At 68.3% G+C, this 18,780-nt stretch carries 16 protein-coding genes; 5 read left to right on the plus strand and 11 right to left on the minus strand.

Features of this window, described 5'->3' with window-relative positions:
* The 9 genes from ACTIF2_RS23105 to ACTIF2_RS23145 form a co-directional block, all read right to left on the minus strand.
* Entirely contained in the window at positions 1-1,203 is a 1,203-nt protein-coding gene (locus ACTIF2_RS23105; protein WP_439499474.1) for a CaiB/BaiF CoA transferase family protein, read from the minus strand.
* Complete coding sequence (locus ACTIF2_RS23110) at positions 1,200-2,030, minus strand: IclR family transcriptional regulator (protein ID WP_439499475.1); 831 nt, start codon at positions 2,028-2,030, stop codon at positions 1,200-1,202. Before ACTIF2_RS23110 ends, ACTIF2_RS23105 begins: the two co-directional genes overlap by 4 nt.
* 2 nt (positions 2,031-2,032) lie before the next feature.
* On the minus strand, positions 2,033-2,776 hold the full coding sequence (locus ACTIF2_RS23115; RefSeq protein WP_439499476.1) for an enoyl-CoA hydratase-related protein: 744 nt from the start codon (positions 2,774-2,776) through the stop codon (positions 2,033-2,035).
* Between the two features lie 46 nt (positions 2,777-2,822).
* Positions 2,823-3,779: an NAD(P)H-dependent flavin oxidoreductase gene (locus ACTIF2_RS23120; RefSeq protein ID WP_439499477.1), complete on the minus strand. Its 957-nt coding sequence runs from the start codon at positions 3,777-3,779 to the stop codon at positions 2,823-2,825.
* A gap of 12 nt (positions 3,780-3,791) precedes the next feature.
* The gene (locus tag ACTIF2_RS23125) at positions 3,792-4,508 is read right to left on the minus strand and encodes an ABC transporter ATP-binding protein (RefSeq protein WP_439499478.1); all 717 of its coding nucleotides are present in this window, start codon (positions 4,506-4,508) and stop codon (positions 3,792-3,794) included.
* Positions 4,501-5,214, minus strand: coding sequence for an ABC transporter ATP-binding protein (locus ACTIF2_RS23130; RefSeq protein ID WP_439499479.1), 714 nt, complete (start codon positions 5,212-5,214; stop codon positions 4,501-4,503). The genes ACTIF2_RS23125 and ACTIF2_RS23130 overlap by 8 nt, the downstream gene beginning before the upstream one ends.
* The gene (locus ACTIF2_RS23135) at positions 5,201-6,181 is read right to left on the minus strand and encodes a branched-chain amino acid ABC transporter permease (RefSeq protein WP_439499480.1); all 981 of its coding nucleotides are present in this window, start codon (positions 6,179-6,181) and stop codon (positions 5,201-5,203) included. The genes ACTIF2_RS23130 and ACTIF2_RS23135 overlap by 14 nt, the downstream gene beginning before the upstream one ends.
* Positions 6,182-6,189: 8 nt before the next feature.
* Entirely contained in the window at positions 6,190-7,062 is an 873-nt protein-coding gene (locus ACTIF2_RS23140) for a branched-chain amino acid ABC transporter permease (RefSeq protein WP_439499481.1), read from the minus strand.
* Between the two features lie 162 nt (positions 7,063-7,224).
* Positions 7,225-8,391: an ABC transporter substrate-binding protein gene (locus ACTIF2_RS23145; RefSeq protein WP_439499482.1), complete on the minus strand. Its 1,167-nt coding sequence runs from the start codon at positions 8,389-8,391 to the stop codon at positions 7,225-7,227.
* 235 nt (positions 8,392-8,626) lie between these two features.
* Here ACTIF2_RS23145 and ACTIF2_RS23150 point away from each other — a divergent pair, with 235 nt between their 5' ends.
* The 5 genes from ACTIF2_RS23150 to ACTIF2_RS23170 all read left to right on the plus strand — a co-directional run bounded on the left by ACTIF2_RS23150 (position 8,627) and on the right by ACTIF2_RS23170 (position 16,112).
* Positions 8,627-10,723 carry a 3-hydroxyacyl-CoA dehydrogenase NAD-binding domain-containing protein gene (locus tag ACTIF2_RS23150; RefSeq protein WP_439499483.1) on the plus strand — a complete coding sequence of 699 codons (2,097 nt, stop codon included), beginning with the start codon at positions 8,627-8,629 and terminating at the stop codon, positions 10,721-10,723.
* Positions 10,720-12,417 (plus strand): AMP-binding protein, encoded by a 1,698-nt coding sequence (locus ACTIF2_RS23155; RefSeq protein WP_439499484.1) that lies wholly within the window; start codon positions 10,720-10,722, stop codon positions 12,415-12,417. Before ACTIF2_RS23150 ends, ACTIF2_RS23155 begins: the two co-directional genes overlap by 4 nt.
* A 9-nt stretch (positions 12,418-12,426) precedes the next feature.
* Complete coding sequence (locus ACTIF2_RS23160; RefSeq protein ID WP_439499485.1) at positions 12,427-13,614, plus strand: acetyl-CoA C-acyltransferase; 1,188 nt, start codon at positions 12,427-12,429, stop codon at positions 13,612-13,614.
* A 5-nt stretch (positions 13,615-13,619) separates the two neighbouring features.
* Positions 13,620-14,819, plus strand: a complete 1,200-nt coding sequence (gene pimC / locus ACTIF2_RS23165) for a pimeloyl-CoA dehydrogenase large subunit (RefSeq protein ID WP_439499486.1) — start codon at positions 13,620-13,622, stop codon at positions 14,817-14,819.
* A gap of 144 nt (positions 14,820-14,963) precedes the next feature.
* Entirely contained in the window at positions 14,964-16,112 is a 1,149-nt protein-coding gene (locus tag ACTIF2_RS23170) for an acyl-CoA dehydrogenase family protein (protein WP_439499487.1), read from the plus strand.
* A gap of 99 nt (positions 16,113-16,211) precedes the next feature.
* Here the strand turns inward: ACTIF2_RS23170 and ACTIF2_RS23175 are convergent, their stop codons facing one another.
* Together ACTIF2_RS23175 and ACTIF2_RS23180 are read right to left on the minus strand one after the other, a co-directional pair.
* Positions 16,212-16,895 carry a nitroreductase gene (locus ACTIF2_RS23175; protein ID WP_439499488.1) on the minus strand — a complete coding sequence of 228 codons (684 nt, stop codon included), beginning with the start codon at positions 16,893-16,895 and terminating at the stop codon, positions 16,212-16,214.
* Between the two features lie 116 nt (positions 16,896-17,011).
* Positions 17,012-18,721, minus strand: a complete 1,710-nt coding sequence (locus tag ACTIF2_RS23180; RefSeq protein ID WP_439499489.1) for a lysine--tRNA ligase — start codon at positions 18,719-18,721, stop codon at positions 17,012-17,014.
* Between the last annotated feature and the right edge of the window lie 59 nt (positions 18,722-18,780).

The following is an 18,780-nucleotide window of genomic DNA, read 5'->3' on the forward strand; positions in this document are numbered from 1 at the left end:
TCAGGCGATGATGCCGGCGCTCCGCAGGGCCTGCAGCCGCTCGCCCGTCAGGCCGAGATCGGCTCCGAGCACGGTATCGGTATCGCGCCCCAGTCCCGGCGGGCGATGGCGCACAGGCGCCCGCTCTCCGTCGAGGCGATAGGGCGGGGCGAGCACGGCCGGCGCCGCCGCATCGTCGGCGGCTTCCACCACCATGCCGGCCTGTGTGGCGCGCTGCGAGCGCAGCGCCCGGTTGAGGCCGAGCACTTCGCCGCAGGGGATGCCGTTGGCGGCGAGCTTCGCCAGGAGCTCGCCGCGCGGGCGGGCGCGCAGCTCCGCCTCGATCAGCGGCAGCAGCTGCGAGCGCTGGACGGTGCGCTGGAGATTGGTGGCGTAGCGCGGGTCGTCGGCGAGGTCCGGCCGGTCGATCACCGCGCGGCAGAAGCGCTCGAACTGCGCGTTGTTGCCGACGGTGAGGACGAGCGCGCCGTCTGCCGCGTCGAAGACGCCATAGGGCACTATCGAGGGATGGGCGTTGCCGTAGCGCGGCGGATCCTCGCCGAGCGCCAGCGCCTCCAGCCCGTAATAGGAGGTGACCGAGAGGCCGCAATCGAACAGCGCCATCTCGACATGACGGCCCTTGCCGGTGCGGCCGCGCTGGACGAGCGCGGCGAGCACGGCCTGGGCGGCATATTGCCCGGTGAAGAGATCGACGATGGCGACGCCGAATTTCAGCGGCGGCTGGTCGTCATTGCCGTTCATGCCCATCAGGCCCGACTCGCCCTGGATGACGAGATCGTAGCCCGGCCGCGCCGCCTCCGGCCCGTCCGAGCCGTAGCCGGCGATCGAGCAGTAGATCAGGCCGGGGTTCCCGGCGCTGAGCGCCTCATAGCCGAGGCCGAGCTTGTCGGCGCCGCCGGTCTTGAAGTTCTGGATCAGGACGTCGCTCCGGCGCGCCAGGTCGCGGATGATGGCGAGCCCCTCCGGCCGGCCGAGATCGACGCCGATCGAGCGCTTGTTGCGGTTGACCGCGTTGAAATAGCAGGTGTTGCGCTCGCCGAGCCGCATGCCCCAGTCGCGCGTGTCGTCGCCGCGGGCCGGATGCTCGACCTTGATCACCTCGGCGCCGAGATCGGCCAGGACCTGGCCGCACCAGGGGCCGGCGAGGATGCGCGAGAGATCGAGGACGCGGATGCCGGAGAGGGGAAGATCGAGGTCGGTCATGAGCCCATTACGCCTTCGAGACGGGCGGCGAGCGCGATCAGGCGCGGCCGGACCTGGTCGAGCAGGAAATCGGGATCGAGGATCACGGTCGGCGCGCCGCAATTGATCGACATCGGCGGCAGGCCGCCGCCCGGACGGAAGCCGACGGCGATGGCGCTGACCGTCGGCTGCCAGTCGCCGAAGGAGCGGGCGCAGCCATAGGCGCGGTAATCGTCCAGGGCGCGCTCGATGCCGTCGCGCAAAGCCGGCCAGGCGGCGTCGTCGACCGAGCGGACATCCTCCATGATGGCGCGGCGTTCGGCCTCGTCGCAGACCGCGAGATAGGCCCGGCCCATGGCGCTTCGCGCCATCGAGATGCGCGAGCCGGCATCCATGTTGAGCGCGATCGCCGCCTCGCCGCGGCAGCATTCGATATAGCGCATGCTGAGCCGGTCGCGCACGCCGAGGCCCACCGAGGCATTGGCGAAGACGGCGAGGTCGCGCATGCCCGGCCGGGCGAGATGGCGGACGTCGAGGCCGGCCAGCGCCGTCGAGCCGAGCGCGATCAGCGCCGTGCCGAGCCGGTAGGCGCCGCTTTGCGGGACATGGTGGAGATAGCCGAGCCTGGTCAGGGTATGGGTCAGGCGCGAGACGGTGGAGCGGGCGAGGCCGCAGCGCTCGGCGATCTCGGAATTGGCCAGCGCCGCCTCGCCGCGCTTGAAACAGGCGAGCACGTCGAGCCCGCGCGCCAGCGCCGTGACGAAATGCCGATCCTCCTTCGGACCGGCCAGCTCGTCGCGCTCGGGCGTCTTCCGCGTGCCGGGGTCGTCGGGCAGGGTCAGCTCCATGGTCAGCGCTTGAGGAAGGCGGCGAAGGCGGCCTGGGCTTCATCCGACATACGGCGCTCGGCGAAATGCTTCGCCTCGACCGCGATCGTCTCGGCGACGGTCGCGGCATGGCCGCGCTTGAGCAGCATCTTGGTCAGCGCGACCGATTGCGGCGGCAGGGCAGCGAGCGCCTTCGCCCGCTCCAGTGCGCGCTCGAGCGCCGCGCCATCCTCGGTGACGGCGTTGACGATGCCGGCCTCGGCCGCCTGCTCGGAGCTGAAGGCCTCGCCGAGCAGGAGCAGTTCGGCGGCGCGCTTGGTGCCGGCGACGAGCGGCAGCAGGTAGCTGGAGGCGCCCTCGGGGCAGAGGCCAAGCGCGACGAAAGGAACGCGGAAGGTAGCGCCCTTGCCCGTGAAGGCGAGGTCGCAATGCAGCAGCATGGTAGTGCCGATGCCGACGGCGTAGCCCTCGACGGCGGCGACGATCGGCTTGGTCGCGGTCGAGATCGCGGTCAGGAACTGGATGGCGATACTCGGCCCGTCTCCGGCCGAGGCCTGGAAGCCCTTGATGTCGCTGCCGCTGGTGAAGCAGCCGGCCGCGCCGGTCAGCACGATGGCGCGCACGGACGCGTCGGCCTCGGCGGCCTTGAGCGCCTCGATCAACCCGGCATAGGTCGCGCCGTCGAGCGCATTGCGCCGCTCGGGCCGGTTGATGGTGATCTGCGTCACGCCGGGCGCGGCGGTCTCGGTCAGCACGGTCTCGGTCATTCGTCGGTCTTTCCTGCCTGAAAACGTATCGTCCTGATCCTGCGGATCAGCTTTGGCACAGCCGGGCTTTGGCTTCGTCATATTCGCGCCTGAGCCGGGCGACCACCGCTGCCACGGCCGGCGCGTCCTCGATCAGGCCGACACCCTGGCCCGAGCCCCAGATGTCGCGCCAGGCCTTGACGCTGCCGGAGCCGAAATTCATCCGGCTCTTGTCGGCCTGCGGCAGGGCGTCGGGGTCGAGGCCCTGCGCGGCGATGCTCGGCTTGAGGTAATTGCCCGGCACGCCGGTGAAGAACGGCGTGTAGACGATGTCGGCGGCGGCAGCCTCGACGATCATCTCCTTGTAGCCGGGCGCGGCATTGGCCTCCTCGGTCGCGATGAAGCGCGAGCCGATATAGGCGAGGTCGGCGCCCATCGCCTGCGCCGCCAGGATGGCGGAGCCGGTCGCGATGGCGCCGGACAGGATGATCGGCCCGTCATAGAAGCGCCGGACCTCGCCGACCAGCGCGAAAGGCGAGAGCGTGCCGGCATGGCCGCCGGCGCCGGCACAGACCAGGATCAGCCCGTCGACGCCGGCCTCCAGCGCCTTTTGCGCGTGGCGGATGGTGGTGACGTCGTGGAAGACGAGCCCGCCATAGGAATGCGCGGCGCTGACCACCTCGTCGGGCGCGCGCAGCGAGGTGATGATGATCGGCACCTGATGGCGGACGCAGACCTCCATGTCATGGGCCAGGCGGTCATTGGAGGCATGGACGATCTGGTTGACCGCGAAAGGCGCGATGACGTGGGTGGGGTCGGCTGCCTTCGCGGCCGCAAGCTCGGCCTTGATGCGGGCGATCCAGAGATCGAGCTGGTCGGCCGGGCGGGCGTTCAACGCCGGGAAGGAGCCGACGACGCCGTTGAGGCATTGCGCGATCACCAGCTCGGGGCCGGAGACGATGAACATCGGCGAGCCAATGACGGGCAAGGCGAGGGCGTCGGCGAGGGAGGCGGGCAGGGCCATGGCGTGCTCAGGTCAGGATGCGGGTGGCGCGGCTTCGCGGGCGAGATAGAGGTCGTGCAGGTGATCGAGGTCTATCGTGTCCGCCGGCCGGCTCAACAGCAATTTGCCTGAACGCATGAGGTGGATGTGATCGGCGACGGACAGCGCGATATGCGTGTTCTGCTCGATCAGCCCGATGGTGACGCCTTCGCTCTTCAGGCGGCGGATGATGCCGAAGACCTCCTTGACGATCACCGGCGCGAGGCCGAGCGAGGGCTCGTCGATCAGCAGGATGGCCGGCTCGCTCATCAAGCCGCGGCCCATCGCCAGCATCTGCGCCTCGCCGCCCGACAGCGAGCCGGCGAGCTGGGCGCGCCGTTCCTTCAGGCGGGGAAAGAGATCGTAGACGCGCCCGAGATTGCGGGCGCGGTCGGCCCGGCAGCGGCGCGGATAGGCGCCGAGCGCGAGGTTCTCCTCGACGCTCATGTCCTTGAAGACCATGCGGCCTTCCGGAACCATGACGAGGCCGGCCTCGATCAGGTCCCAGGTGCGGCCCTTCAGCGGCTTGCCGTCGAGCAGGATCTCGCCCTGATGCGGGATCAGGCCCATCAGGGCACGGAACAGGGTGGTCTTGCCGGCGCCGTTGGGGCCGATGATGGCGGTCAGCTCGCCTTTGGGGAAGGCGAGCGAGATGTCCCAGAGCACGTTGATGCGGCCATAGCCGGCGCGGAGCGAGCGCAGCTCAAGCATCGGCCGCTCCCGTATAGCTCTCGACCACGGCGGGGTCGCGAAAAACCTCGGCCGGGGTGCCGTCGGCGATCATCTCGCCGAAATTCAGCACGATGGCGCGCGAGCACAGCGTCGAGATCGTCTCGATGTCGTGCTCGACGATGATGATGGCGAGCTTGTAGCGCTCGTGCAGCTCGCACAGCTTGGCGATGAAGCGGCGCTTGGCCTGACTCTCCAGCCCGGCCAGGACCTCGTCGAGCAGGAGCAGTTCCGGGTCGGTCGCCAATGCCTTGGCGATCTCGAGGCGCTTCAGCTCCTGCAAAGCGAGCTCGGTTGCGGCGTCGCGCTCGGCATGGTCGGCGAGCTCCATGACCTCGAGGATCTCGTCGATCCGGGCCGGATCGGCAATGCGCGCGCCGAAGACCTGCGCGACGGTCAGGTTCTCGCGCACGGTGAGATGGTGCATGGGCTGTGGGATCTGGAAGGTGCGGCCGAGCCCGAGCCGAGCGCGGGCATGCAGGGGCAGCCGGCCGATCTCGCTTTCCCGGAACAGGATGCGCCCGGAGCGCGGCCGGACCAGGCCCGAGATCGTGTTGAACAACGTCGTCTTGCCGGCGCCGTTGGGGCCGACGAGACCGAGGATCTCGCCGGGGCCGACGTCGAAGCCGACATCCTTCAGCGCGACGAGCCCGCCGAAGCGGACGGTGACGCCCTCAAGCCGCAGCATCGGCTGCCTCCCGGGACTTGGCGTGGCGCGGTTTGGCGTGGCGCGATTTGCCGCCGAACAGGCCGAACAGGCCGTTGGGCGCGACCAGGATCATGCCGGCGAGCAGGATGCCGAGGATGATCTGGTGGCCGACGGGCAGAAGCTCCTTCGCGACGACCTGATCGAAGAGATAGATCAGCACCGCGCCGGCCACCGGCCCGAGGATGGTGCGGTAGCCGCCGAAGATCGCGGCGATGATCGGCAGGATGCTCCAGTTCCCGGAAAAGGCGTAGTCCGGCTCGAGGAAGTTGATGATATGGGCGTTCATCGCGCCGAAGAGCCCGGTGATGAAGGCCGAGAGCAGGAGCATCCAGGCCTTGAGCAGCGTGGCGTTGACGCCGACGACGCGGGTCGCGTCCTCGCTCTCGGCCATGGCCCGCAGCGCCGTGCCGACATGGCTGCGCTTGACCGCGAGATAGACCAGCGCGCAGGCGGCGACGAGGGCGACGAGCAGGCAATAGCTGCCGATGCGGCTGGAGAAATCGATGCCGGCGATGGTCGGCAGCACGGGGAAGCGCGAGAACCCGGCCGAGCCGCCAGTGATCGAGGTCGCCTCCGTCGCGAGGATCTTGAAGATATGGGCATAGGCCAGGATCGCGAGAGCGAAATAGGGGCCGGACAGCCGGAGCGCCGGCAGCATCACGATGGAGCACAAAGCCGCCCCGGCCGCACCGGCCAGGATCGAGAGCGGCACCGGCAGGCCGGCCTTGGCCGAGAGCAGCGCCGAGGTATAGGCCCCGACCCCGAAGAAGGCGGCGTGGCCGAAGGAGACCATGCCGCCAAGATTGCCGAGCAGGGCCCAGGCGAGGGCGACCCCGGCGACGATCAGGCCGGAGACCATCAGGCCCATGACATAGGAGTTGTCGCCGAAGACGAAGGGGATCGCGACGGCGATGGCGAGCATGGCGAAGGCGGGAAGATTGCGCATAACCGCCCTCAGCCTCGCCGCGCCCGGGCGCCGAAAAGCCCGTTTGGCATGAAGAAGAGCACGAGCAGGAAGAGCACCATCCCGGCGAGCTCCTGCAGGGCCGAGCTCGCCAGGGTCACCGTCAGAGCCTCGGTGACGCCGAGCAGCAGCGCGGCGCAAAAGACGCCGGGGATCGAGCCGACGCCGGCGAGCACGGTGACGATGAAGGCCTTGATGGTCAGCGCCGGGCCGAGCGCCGGCTGAACCACGCTCATGGTGTAGAGCGCGATGCCGGCGATGCTCGCCAGGATGCCGGCGACGACGAAGGCGGCGAGCTCGACGCGGCGCGGGTCGATGCCCATCAGCATCGAGGCGTCGCGGTTGGAGGAGACGGCGCGCACGGCGCGGCCATACCAGCTCATCTTCAGCCACCACCACAGCCCCGCCATCAGCACGAGGCCGACGACGAAGGCCGTGATCTCGCCCTTCATCGCGTAGACATTCTGGAACGAGATCGCGTCCTGCAGGAAGGGCGAGCCGGTCGAGCGGACGTCGCTGGCGAAGCCGAGCAGGATCGCATTGGTCAGGATGATGCCGATGGCGAAGGTCAGGATCAGCGAATTGAGCTCGCGATGCTCGCGGATGCGGTCGATCAGGAGGTAAATGATCACGCTGACCGCGCCGGTGACGGCGAAGGCGAGCGGAATGGCCGCATAGGGGTTCCAGGCGGTCCTGCTCTCGATGAAATAGGCGGAATAGGCGGCGAGCAGCACGAGCTCGCCATGGGCGAGGTTGATGATCTTCATCGCCCCGAAGGTCAGCGCGATGCCGAGCGCCACGAGCGCATAGACGCTGCCGACGAGGAGCCCTGAGAACAACGCCTGCTGGATGAGTTCGGACATTGCGGGAAGGGGGCCCTTTCGTCAGTCCAGTTTACGCCGTCATCCCGGGCGACCACAGGGCGCCCCGGGATCCATCGTAGGACACTGCGCCTTACGATGGATCCCTGCGCTTCGCTTCGCTGCGGCCGGGATGACGTCGAGGGTTCTGTCGCGCTGGTCCCCTCACCACGGCACGGCGGGATAGGCGATCTTGCCGGTCGCCTGCTCGCCGGGCGAGACCAGCGCGATCTTGCCCTTGTCGTGCTGGCCCATGCTGAGTGCGAAATTCGGGTTGTCGCCGACCTCGTTGAAGGTGATGCGGCCGAGCGGCGAGGGCCGGCTGGTCTTCTTCATCTCGTCGCGCAGCCCGCCGGCAGCTTTCAGCGTGCCGGCATCGGCGGCGCGCGTCAGCGCCTCGCTCAGCACCATCGTCTCGACGAAGGCGAGCGTCGAGGCATATTCGATCTCCTTGCCGAACATCTCCTTGTAGACGGCGGCGAATTTCTTGCCCTCCTCGTCCTTCACCTCGACCGGGAAGGGCAGGAAGGTGGTGCCGATGACGTTCTGCATCAGGTCGGGGAAGTCGGAATACATTTTCGGCGTCGCCAGCGACCAGGCGCCGGCAATGGCCTTGACCGGCGGCTTGAGGACCTTGGCGGCGCGAATGATGCCGACATAGTCGTTCTCATAGGCCGACATGAAGATGATCTCGGATTTGTCCTGCAGCTTCACCTTGTTGATGATCGGCTTGAAGTCGGTGATCGCCGGATCGAAGGGGTGCAGCGTGACCTTGAAGCCCTTCTTGGTCAGCGATTCCTCCAGCCCTTTGGCCAGAAGCATCGGCGCCTCCTTGGTCGAGGCGACGATCGAAACGCCATTCGGCTTCAATTCGTCCATCAGGCCCTCGACGCCGCGCTGGTAGCCGGCGTTGTTGTTGATCCTGAAAAAGTTCTTGTTGCCGCGCGCAACGAGCTCGTCGGACACGGCGCCGCCGGTGATGTAGACCTTGTCGAGACGGTTGGAGGTGTCCGAGGCCGGGCCGACGATATTGGAGCCATAGCCGCCGATGATCGCCGCCGCGCCGTCGGAGGCGAGCTTCTCCACCGCCGTCACGGCCTTGGCGGGCTGGCTCTCGTCATCGATCACCGTGACCTTGATCTTGTGCTTGCTCTGGGAGTCGTTGAACACCTTGATCGCGACCTGCATGCCCTCGTTGAAGGCCTGTCCCGAACGGGCGAGCGAACCGGTCAGCGGCATATGCGCGCCGATCACGATGTCCTCCGCGACGGCCGGCGCCGCGATGGCCAGCGTTGCGCCGATCAGGCTTGCGAGAATGAATCCGCGGTTCATGATGTCCTCCCTTGGTGACCTCGCGCTGCCTCTTGGCGGGCTTGCTGCGACATCGAAAAGGCATGGCATGGGCTTTCGCGACGGGTCAAGGCGCAAACACGCGTTCTGCATTGCAGAACGGCGTGCGCGACGATTCCCGGACGACCGGAAGCTGCTGCCTTGACAATTATCGGCCGGCACATTTCCTAGCCGGGCGAATGCAGGCAATCGTTCTGCGATGCAGAATACGTGAAGGATGAGGGACAGGCTTATGGAGACGGTTCGGCTCGCGCATCGCGGCTCGGTTGCGATCGCGACCATCGACAACCCGCCGGTCAACGCGCTCAGCGCGAAGCTGCGCGCCGATCTGGCTGAGGCCGTCGCGACGATCGCGGCCGATCCGGCCGTCGAGGCCCTGGTCATCGCGGCCGCGGGACGCGCCTTCATCGCCGGCGCCGATATCAGCGAGTTCGGCAAGCCGCTGGTCGAGCCGATCCTGCCGGATGTGCTGAACGCGATCGAGAGCTGTCCCAAGCCGGTCGTCGCCGCGATCCAGGGCGTGGCGCTGGGTGGCGGCCTGGAAGTCGCGCTCGCCTGCCATGGCCGGGTCGCAGCACCTGCTGCAAAGCTCGGCCTGCCCGAGATCAAGCTCGGCATCATCCCCGGCGCCGGCGGCACGCAGCGCCTGCCGCGACTGGTCGGTGCGGCGAAAGCCTTCCCGATGATGCTGAGCGGCGAGCCCGTCTCCGCCGAGAAGGCGGCGGCGCTCGGCCTCGTCGACAAGGTCGTGATCGGCGATCTCGTCGATGCGGCCGTGACCTTCGCCGCGGAACTCGCCGCCAAGGGCGCGCCGCCGCGCACCGGCGAGCGCTCGCAGGCGCTTGACGACGCTGATCGCGAGGCGTTCGAGGGGCTGGCGAAGGAGGCGACGGCGAAATCGGGCGACATGCCGAACGCGATGGCGCTGATCGAGGCGGTGCGTGGCGTCTTCACGCTGCCCTTCAGCGAGGGGCTCGCGGCCGAGCGCGCGCTGTTCCGCAAGCTGGTCGCAGACGACCGCTCCAAGGCGCTGCGCTATGCCTTCTTCGCCGAGCGCGAGGCGGCCAAGGTGCCGGGCCTCGACGAGAACGCGAAGCCGAGGCCGATCGCGCGCGCGGCGGTGATCGGCGCAGGCACCATGGGCGGCGGCATCGCGATGTGCTTCGCCAATGCCGGCATCCCGGTGACGCTGATCGAGACGACGCAGGATCTGGTCGACAAGGGGCTGGAGCGGGTACGGGGAACCTATGGGTTCTCGGTGAAGCGCGGCTCGCTGAGCGAGGCGGCGCGCGACGAGCGCATGGCGCTGATCACGCCGCATGTCGGCCTCGACGGCGTGGCACAGGCCGATATCGTCATCGAGGCGGCGTTCGAGGAGATGGGCGTCAAGCAGCAGATCTTCGGCGAGCTCGACCGGCTGGCGAAGCCGGGCGCGATCCTGGCCAGCAACACCTCCTATCTCGACGTCGCGACGATCGCGGCGGCGACGAAGCGGCCGCAGGACGTGATCGGGCTGCATTTCTTCAGCCCGGCCAATGTGATGAAGCTGCTTGAGATCGTGCGGCCGGCCGGGACGGCGGCGGACGTCGTCGCGACCGCGCTCTGGCTCGGGCGCAAGCTCGGCAAGGTGCCGGTCGTGGTCGGCAACTGCTTCGGCTTTGTCGGCAACCGCATGCTGGCGCAGCGCACCCGCGCCGCCGAGCGGCTGCTGATCGCCGGCGCCCTGCCGCATGAGGTCGATGCGGCGCTGACCGGGTTCGGCTTCAAGATGGGTCCCTTCGCGATGTCCGATCTCGCCGGCAACGATATCGGCTGGCGCACGCGCAAGTCGCTCGGCAAGACGGCGGCCGTGGCGGACGCGCTCTGCGAAGCCGGGCGCTTCGGCCAGAAGACCGGCAGGGGCTATTATCTCTATCCGGAGGGCGCCCGCGCCGGGGAGCGCGACCCCGAGGTCGAGGCGCTGATCGCGCGGATCTCGCAGGAGAAGGGCGTTACCCGCCGCTCCTTCACGGCCGACGAGATCGTGGCGCAACTGATGGACCCGATGGTCAACGAGGGGGCGCGCATCCTCAAGGAGGGCATCGCAGCGCGGCCTGGCGACATCGATATCGTCTGGCTCAACGGCTATAACTGGCCGGCCTGGCGCGGCGGGCCGATGCATTGGGCCGATTCCGTCGGGCTCGACGTCATCGTCAAGCGGCTCGAGGCGCAGGCGGCCGAGAGCGGCGACGCCTCGCTCGAACCCTCTCCGCTGCTGCGCCGCCTCGCGGCCGAGGGCAGGGGCTTCTCCGAACTCAAGGCCAGGGCCGCATGAGCCTCGCGCCGCGGCCGATCTGGCAGGAGCGCTTCCCGCAGGCCTGCGACTGGGATGCCGAGATCGAGACCGGGACCATTCCCGGTCTGCTCGCGCCGGTCGTCGCCGCGCGGCCGGAAGCGTCGGCGATCGAGTTCCGCGAAAGGCTGATCAGCTATGGCGCGCTGCACGAGCTGATCGAGCGCCTCGCCGCCGGGCTGATCGTGGATGGCGTGCGGCCCGGCGACAGGGTGGCGTTGCTATTGCCGAACACGCCCTGGCACCCGGTCGCCTTCTTCGCGGTGGCGCGCTGCGGGGCGACGGTCGTCCATCTCTCGGCGCTCGATGCCCCGCGCGAGCTCGAGCACAAGCTCAAGGCGACACGGCCGGGCTGGCTGATCACCACCAACCTGCCGGGCTTCCTGCCGAACGCGCTGACGCTGCTGGAGGCCGGGCTGGTGCCCCGGCTCCTGATCGGCGCCGACGAGCGCTGGGGGCAGGAGGGCGAGGTACTGGCGCTGCCTGATCAGCCCGGTGCCGTAGCGCTCGACAGCTTGCTTGACGCGCCGCCACCGGCGCAGTGGCCGCAGGTCTTGCCTGACGATCTCATGCTGCTGCAATTCACCGGCGGCACCACCGGCCTGCCCAAGGCGGCGATGCTGACGCATGGCAATCTCGTCGCGGCCGTGAATATCTACCGGCTCTGGACCGATGGCGAGCCGCTCGCGCCCGGCGAGAACCGGGTCGTCGCCGTGCTGCCGCTATTCCATATCTACGCGCTGACGGCGGCGCTGCTGCGCCATCTGCGCGACGGCAACCTGATCCTCCTGCGCCAGCGCTTCGATGTCGAGGTGCTGATCCGCGACATCGCCGAGAAACGCGCGACCGTCTTCACCGGCGTGCCGACGATGTGGTTCGCCCTGCTCAACCGGCCGGGCGTCGAGCAGGTCGATTTCTCGTCGCTGCGCTCCTGCGTCTCCGGCGGCGCGCCGCTGCCCTTCGAGGTGCAGACCCGGCTGGAGGGCATTTTGGGCACCAGGCTCAACAATGGCTGGGGCATGACCGAGACGGCGCCGGCCGGAGCGCGGGTGCCGAAGATGGCGCGGCTCAGGCCAGGCCTGATCGGCGTGCCGTTGCCGGGCCTCGCGATGAAGATCGTCGCGCTCGGTCCGCCGCGCGCCGAGCTTGCGCCGGGCGAGGTCGGCGAGATCGCCATTCGCGGGCCCAATGTCTTCAAGGGCTATCTCGACGACGAGGACGCGACGCGCGAGGCTTTCGACGAGGGCTGGTTCCTGACCGGCGATCTCGGGCGGATGGACGAGGACGGGCTGTTCGAGATCGTCGATCGCCGCAAGAACATGATCATCTCCGGCGGCTTCAACGTCTATCCCGTCGCGATCGAAGGCGCGATCTACGAGCATCCGGCCGTGCGCGAGGTGATCGTGATCGGCATCGACGATGCCTATCGCGGCCAGGCGGCCAAGGCCTTCGTCACGCTCAAGGCCGGCGCGGCAGCCTTCACGCTCGACGAGCTGCAGGCCTTCCTGAAGGACCGCCTCGGCCGCCACGAGATGCCGCGCGCGCTCGAATTCCGCGACAGCCTGCCGCGCAGCGCTGCCGGCAAGCTGCTCGCCAAGGTGCTGATTGCCGAAGAACGTGAGAAACAAGCCGGGCTCGCCTCGGCAGGCCCTGCTTCCATAGACCCCGCCGCATAGGAACTCCCCATGACCGACGCCGTCATCGTCTCCACTGCCCGCACGCCGATCGGCAAGGCCCATCGCGGCGCCTTCAACCAGGTCCGGGGCGCCGACATGGCCGCCCACGCGATCCGCCACGCCATGGCGCGGGCGAAGCTCGAACCCGAGGCGGTGGAGGAGATCGTGATCGGCTGCGGCTATCCCGAGGCGGCGACCGGCGGCAATGTCGCGCGCCATGGCGCGCTGGTGGCCGGCATCCCGGTGCAGTCGGCCGGCGTCACGGTCAGCCGCTTCTGCGCCTCCGGGCTGGAGGCGATCGCCCATGCGGCGCGGCGCGTAGTGATGGACGGCGTGCCGGTCGCGATCGGTGGCGGCGTCGAATCGATCAGCCTCGTGCAGCCGGTCGTGCGGCGCGAGCTGACCCAGAACGACTGGCTGATGAAGCACAAGCCCGAGATCTACACCTCGATGATCGAGACCGCCGACAATGTTGCCGAGCGCTACGGCATCTCGCGCGAGGCGCAGGACGCCTTCTCGCTGGAGAGCCAGCGCCGCACGGCGAGCGCCCAGCAGCGCCGGCTCTTCGACGACGAGATCGTGCCGATGAGCGCGGTGATGGCGGTGACCGACAAGGCCAGCGGCGAGACCCGCCAGGAAGAGGTGACGCTGGCCAAGGACGAGGGCAACCGCCCCGAGACGACGCTGGAGGGCCTCGCCAAGCTCAAGCCGGTGCGCGGCGAGGACAAGTTCATCACCGCCGGCAATGCCAGCCAGCTCTCTGACGGCGCCGCGGCCAGCGTGGTGATGTCGGCTGAGGAGGCGGCCAGGCGCGGGCTGTCACCGCTCGGCATCTTCCGCGGCTTCGCCTCGGCCGGCTGCGAGCCCGACGAGATGGGCATCGGCCCGGTCTTCGCCGTGCCGCGCCTGCTGGAGCGCAACGGCCTCACGGTCGCCGATATCGATCTCTGGGAGCTGAACGAGGCTTTTGCCTCGCAGTCGCTCTATTGCCGCGATCAGCTCGGGATCGATCCCGAGAAGGTCAACGTCAATGGCGGCGCGATCGCGATCGGCCACCCCTTCGGCATGAGCGGCGCGCGGCTCGTCGGCCATGCCTTGCTGGAGGGGCGCCGGCGCAAGGCGCGCTATGCCGTCGTCACCATGTGCGTCGCCGGCGGCATGGGCTGCGCCGGACTGTTCGAGATCAATCAGGGATAGTCGCCATGGACCTGCGCTTCACGCCCGACGAGATCGCCTTCCGCGACGAGGTGCGGGCCTTTTTCCGCAGCGAGATCCCGGCGGAGATCCGCAGGAAGGTCTCGGAAGGGCGCGGGTTGACGCGCGAGGATTACATCACCTCGCAGCGCATCCTCAACGCGCGCGGCTGGGCCGTGCCGCACTGGCCGAAGGACTGGGGCGGGCAGGACTGGACGCCGATCCAGCGCTACATTTTCACCGAGGAGCTGCTGCTCGCCGCCGTGCCACTGCCGCAGCAGTTCAACTGCTACATGGTCGGGCCGGTGATCGCGGCCTTCGGCTCGCAGGCCCAGAAGGAGCGGTATCTCGCCAAGATCGCCAATCTCGACGAATGGTGGTGCCAGGGCTTCTCCGAGCCCGGCGCGGGCTCCGACCTCGCCTCGCTCAAGACCAGGGCGGTGCGCGATGGCGACCATTATGTCGTCAACGGCCAGAAGACCTGGACGACGCTCGGCCAATATGCCGACTGGATCTTCTGCCTGGTGCGGACCGATCCGGCGGCGAAGAAGCAGGCCGGCATTTCCTTCATCCTGATCGACATGAAGACACCGGGCATCACTGTCCGGCCGATCATCACGCTGGAGGGCCGCCACGAGGTCAACGAGGTCTTCTTCGACGATGTCAGGGTGCCGGTCGAGAACCTGGTCGGCGAGGAGAACAAGGGCTGGGACTATGCCAAGTTCCTGCTCGCCAACGAGCGCACCGGCATCGCCCGCATCGGCCTTTCCAAGGAGCGGATCGCCCGGATCAAGTGGCTGGCGCGCGAGATGCCGGCCGGCGAGGGGACGATGTGGGACGACCGCGATTTCCGCGAGCGTCTCGCCGATGTCGAGATCGAGCTCAAGGCGCTGGAGATCACCCAGATGCGGGTGGTGGCGGCGCAAGGCAAGGGCGGCTCGAACAAGCCCGACCCCGCCTCCTCGATCCTGAAGATCAAGGGCTCGCAATTGCAGCAGGCGACGACCGAGCTCCTGCTGGAGGTAGCCGGACCCTTCGCCCTCGCAGCCCCCGTGCGCAGCGCGGAACTCAGCAATGACTGGCCCTTCGACCACGACTGGGCCGACGGCGCGGCCGCGAGCTATTTCAACAACCGCAAGGTCTCGATCTATGGCGGCTCGAACGAGATCCAGAAGAATATCATCGCCAAAGCAGTCCTCGGGCTCTAGCGGCCTGGCCTGACGGGCCAACCCGTCATGCTCGCCCTTGTGGCGAGCATCCACGTCTTGCGACGCGGATAAAGGAAGACTTGGATGCTCGGGACAAGCCCGACCATGACGAAGTAGGGCCCTCGCGGATACTGGAACGGCGCCATGGACTTTGATCTCACCTCCGAACAATCGCAGCTCAAGGACAGCGTCGAGCGGCTGATGGCGGCGCGCTACGGCTCGCTCGAGGCGCGTCAGGGCCTGGCGAAGGAGCCGCTCGGCTTTTCCGAGAAGGGCTGGGGGCAATTCGCCGAGCTCGGCCTGCTCGGCCTGCCCTTTTCCGAAGACGAAGGCGGGTTCGGCGGCGGGCCGGTCGAGACGCTGGTGGTGATGGAAGCGCTCGGCAAGGGGCTGGCGCTGGAGCCCTATCTGGCGACGGTGGTGCTCGGCGGGGCGGCGCTGCGCTACGGCGCCACGCCGGCGCAGAAGGAGCGGATCATTCCCGGCATCGTCGAGGGCTCGCTCAGGCTGGCGCTGGCCTTCACCGAAAAGCAGTCGCGCTACGACCTCAACGATGTCGCGACGACGGCGCGCAAGGCTGGCGGTGGCTATGTGCTGGAAGGGGCCAAGAGCGTCGTCCTCAACGGCGACAGCGCGCAGCATCTGGTGGTCAGCGCCCGGACAGCGGGCGCGCGGCGCGACCGCGACGGCATCAGCCTCTTCCTGGTCGCGACCGACGCGCCCGGCGTGACGGTCCGAGGCTATCCGACGCAGGATGGCGGCCGAGCCGCCGAAATCGCGCTGTCAGGCGTCGCGGTCGGCGAGGACCGCCTGCTGGGTGGCGTTGGCCAGGGCCTGCCCGTTCTCGAACGCGTCGCCGAGCATGCCATCGCTGCGCTCGCCGCCGAGGCCGTCGGCGTCATGGAGGCGCTGCATGGCCTCACGGTCGATTACCTCAAGACGCGCCAGCAGTTCGGCGCGCCGATCTGCCAGTTCCAGGTGCTGCAGCACCGCGCCGTCGACATGCTGATCGCGCTCGAGCAGGCGCGCTCGATGGCGGCCTATGCCGCGATGATGGTGGAGCATGAGGACGCCACCGAGCGGGCTGCGGCGCTCTCGGCGGTCAAGGTGCAGGTCAACCGCTCCTGCCGGCTCGTCGGCCAGGAGGCGGTGCAGCTCCATGGCGGCATCGGGATGACGATGGAATATCTCGGCGCGCATTACTTCAAGCGCCTGACCATGATCGAGAGCCTGTTCGGCGACACGCCGCATCACCTGCGCCGCGTGGCGGAGGGCGGTGGGCTGGCGGCGTAGGGCCGGCTCGTGGATTGCCGTCATTCTCGGGCGTAGCATCGCGAAGACCCGAGAATCTCTTTCAGGAGATGCTCGGGTCGAGCCCGAGCATGACGGGCGTCACTTCAGCCAGGTCGTGAAATTCTCGACCGGCTCGCGCTCGGGCACGAGGCGGTTGGCCGGCGCATCCGGATCGGCATGGCCGAGCGCGATGCCGCAGACGACGACCTCGTGGGTGGGGATGGCAAGCGCCTCGCGCACGACCGGATGAAAGCGGGCGAAGATCGCCTGCGGGCAGGTGTCGAGCCCATGGCCCTGCGCCGCGATCAGGAAATTCTGCACGAACATGCCGAGATCGAGCCAGGAGCCGATTTCGAGATCGCGGTCGATCGTCACCATCAGCGCGACCGGCGCGCCGAAGAAGCGCAGGTTGTAGGCGGTCTGGCGCTTCATGCCCTCATGGTCGCCACGCACGACGCCGAGCAGGCCGTAGAGGTCCCAGCCGACCTTGCGGCGGCGCGACTGGTAGGGCTCGGTGAAGGTCTGGGGATAGTAGCGGTATTCCTCCTTCGGCTTGAAATCGGGATCGTCGAGCGCCGCGAGCAGGCCGGCCTCGAGCCGGGCGCGACTCTCGGGGCCGAGCACGCGGACCTTCCAGGGCTGCATGTTGGTGCCGCTCGGCGCCCGGGCGGCGAGTTCGAGCAGGTGGCGGACCAGCGCGGGATCGACCGGGTCGGGCAGGAAGGCGCGCACGGCGCGGCGCGCGCGGATGGCAAGTTCAACGGCTTGCGCGGAAGTCGCCATGTTCATCCCTTTGTCCATGCCGGGCCCTTCCGTCATTGCGAGCGCAGCGAAGCAATCCAGGAGGTTGCGCGAGGCCTCTGGATTGCTTCGTCGCTGCGCTCCTCGCAATGACGGGGTCAGCCCGCCTTGCGCCCCGCCAGGAACGCCTCGTGCTCGGCCAGCAGCGTGCCTGCGAGCGCCTTGGCGATCAGCTTGCGGGTATTGCCGATGCCGTAGATCGCGGCGAAGGAGCCGAAGCGCGGTCCCTGATCCTCGCCGAACATCACCTGGTAGATCGCCTTCCACCACTCGCCGGTGACGCCCGGCCGCTCGGGCGTCGCGCCCTTGGCGTTCGGGTTCTGATAGCGCGGGATCGCCCGCGCCACGTCGAGCGCCGCGTCCTGGACCATCTCGGCGCCGACCTCGGGCGGCAGGGCGGCGAGCGCCGCGTCGAGCGCGAGGAAGGCGGCCCGCTCGGTCTCGTCGGGCAGGCGATAGGACTTGGCCGGCTTCACGAAGTCGCGGAAATAGGCGATCGCATAGCCGACCAGCGCATCGAGCCGCGGATGGGTCGCGGGCGAGATGCCGGGCGCGTAGCGCTGGAGGAAGCCCCAGAGCACGCCCTTGTCCTCGGTATTGGCGACGGCGACGAGGTTCATCAGCAGGCCGAAGGTGACCAGCGTCTTCGGCGCGTTCTCGCCCTCGCCGGCGGCGATCAGCTCCGGCGCGGGCGGGCTACCGGAATGGATGTGCCAGACCGGGTTGCCGAGCCGGTTCTTCCAGTCCTGCCGCTCATAGCCGCCGAGGAATTGCAGGTACTCGTCGGCCGCGCGCGGGATCACGTCGAAATGCAGCTTCTTGGCCTCGCGCGGACGCGAATACATGAACAGCGACAGGCTTTCGGGGCTCGCATAGGTCAGCCATTCGTCGATCGTCACGCCGTTGCCCTTCGACTTCGAGATCTTCTGGCCGATCTCGTCGAGGAAAAGCTCGTAGACGTAATGCTGCGGCGCGGGCGCACCGAGGATCTCGCAAATCCTGTCGTAGATCGGCGCGTTTGTCTGATGGTCCTTGCCGAACATCTCGAAATCGACGCCGAGCGCATACCAGCGCATGCCGAAATCCGGCTTCCATTGCAGCTTCACATGGCCGCCGGTGACGGGCACCGTGGTCTCGGCGCCGTCCTCATCCGCGAAAGTGATGGTGCCGGCCTTGGCGTCGACCGCCTTCATCGGGACGTAGAGCACCCGGCCCGTGGTCGGCGATATCGGCAGGAAGGGCGAATAGGTCGCCTGCCGCTCCGCGCCGAGTGTCGGCAGCATCACCGCCATGATCTCGTGATAGCATTCGGCGGCGCGGATCAGCGCCGCGTCGAACTTGCCGGACTTGTAATACTCCGTGGCGCTGGCGAACTCGTAGTCGAAGCCGAAGGCATCGAGAAAGCGGCGCAGCATCGCGTTGTTATGGTCGCCGAAGCTCTTGTCGTCGCCGCCGAACGGGTTCGGCACCGCGGTCAGCGGCTTGTGCAGGTGCGGCTCGAGAAACGCGCGATCCGGCACGCCGTCCGGAATCTTCCGCATCCCGTCCATGTCGTCGGAAAAGCAGATCAGCCGGGTCGGCACCTTGTCGCCGGTCAGGACGCGAAACGCCTGGCGGACCATCGAGGTGCGCGCCACCTCGCCGAAGGTGCCGATATGCGGCAGGCCCGACGGGCCGTAGCCGGTTTCGAACAGCACCTCCTTCTTTCCCGATTTCTCGATCCGCGCCACGAGCTTGCGCGCCTCCTCGAACGGCCAGGAGGCCGAACGCTGGGCTGCGTCGACAAGGGCGGGGTCGAAGGCGGGCATGGTCGGCGCTGTCCTCTCCGGTTGTGCGGAAGCAAGATCGCGAAAGGCGAGGCACGGGC

Origin of the sequence: Allobosea sp. (genome assembly GCF_051860145.1) — a bacterium.
Taxonomy (GTDB): domain Bacteria; phylum Pseudomonadota; class Alphaproteobacteria; order Rhizobiales; family Beijerinckiaceae; genus Allobosea.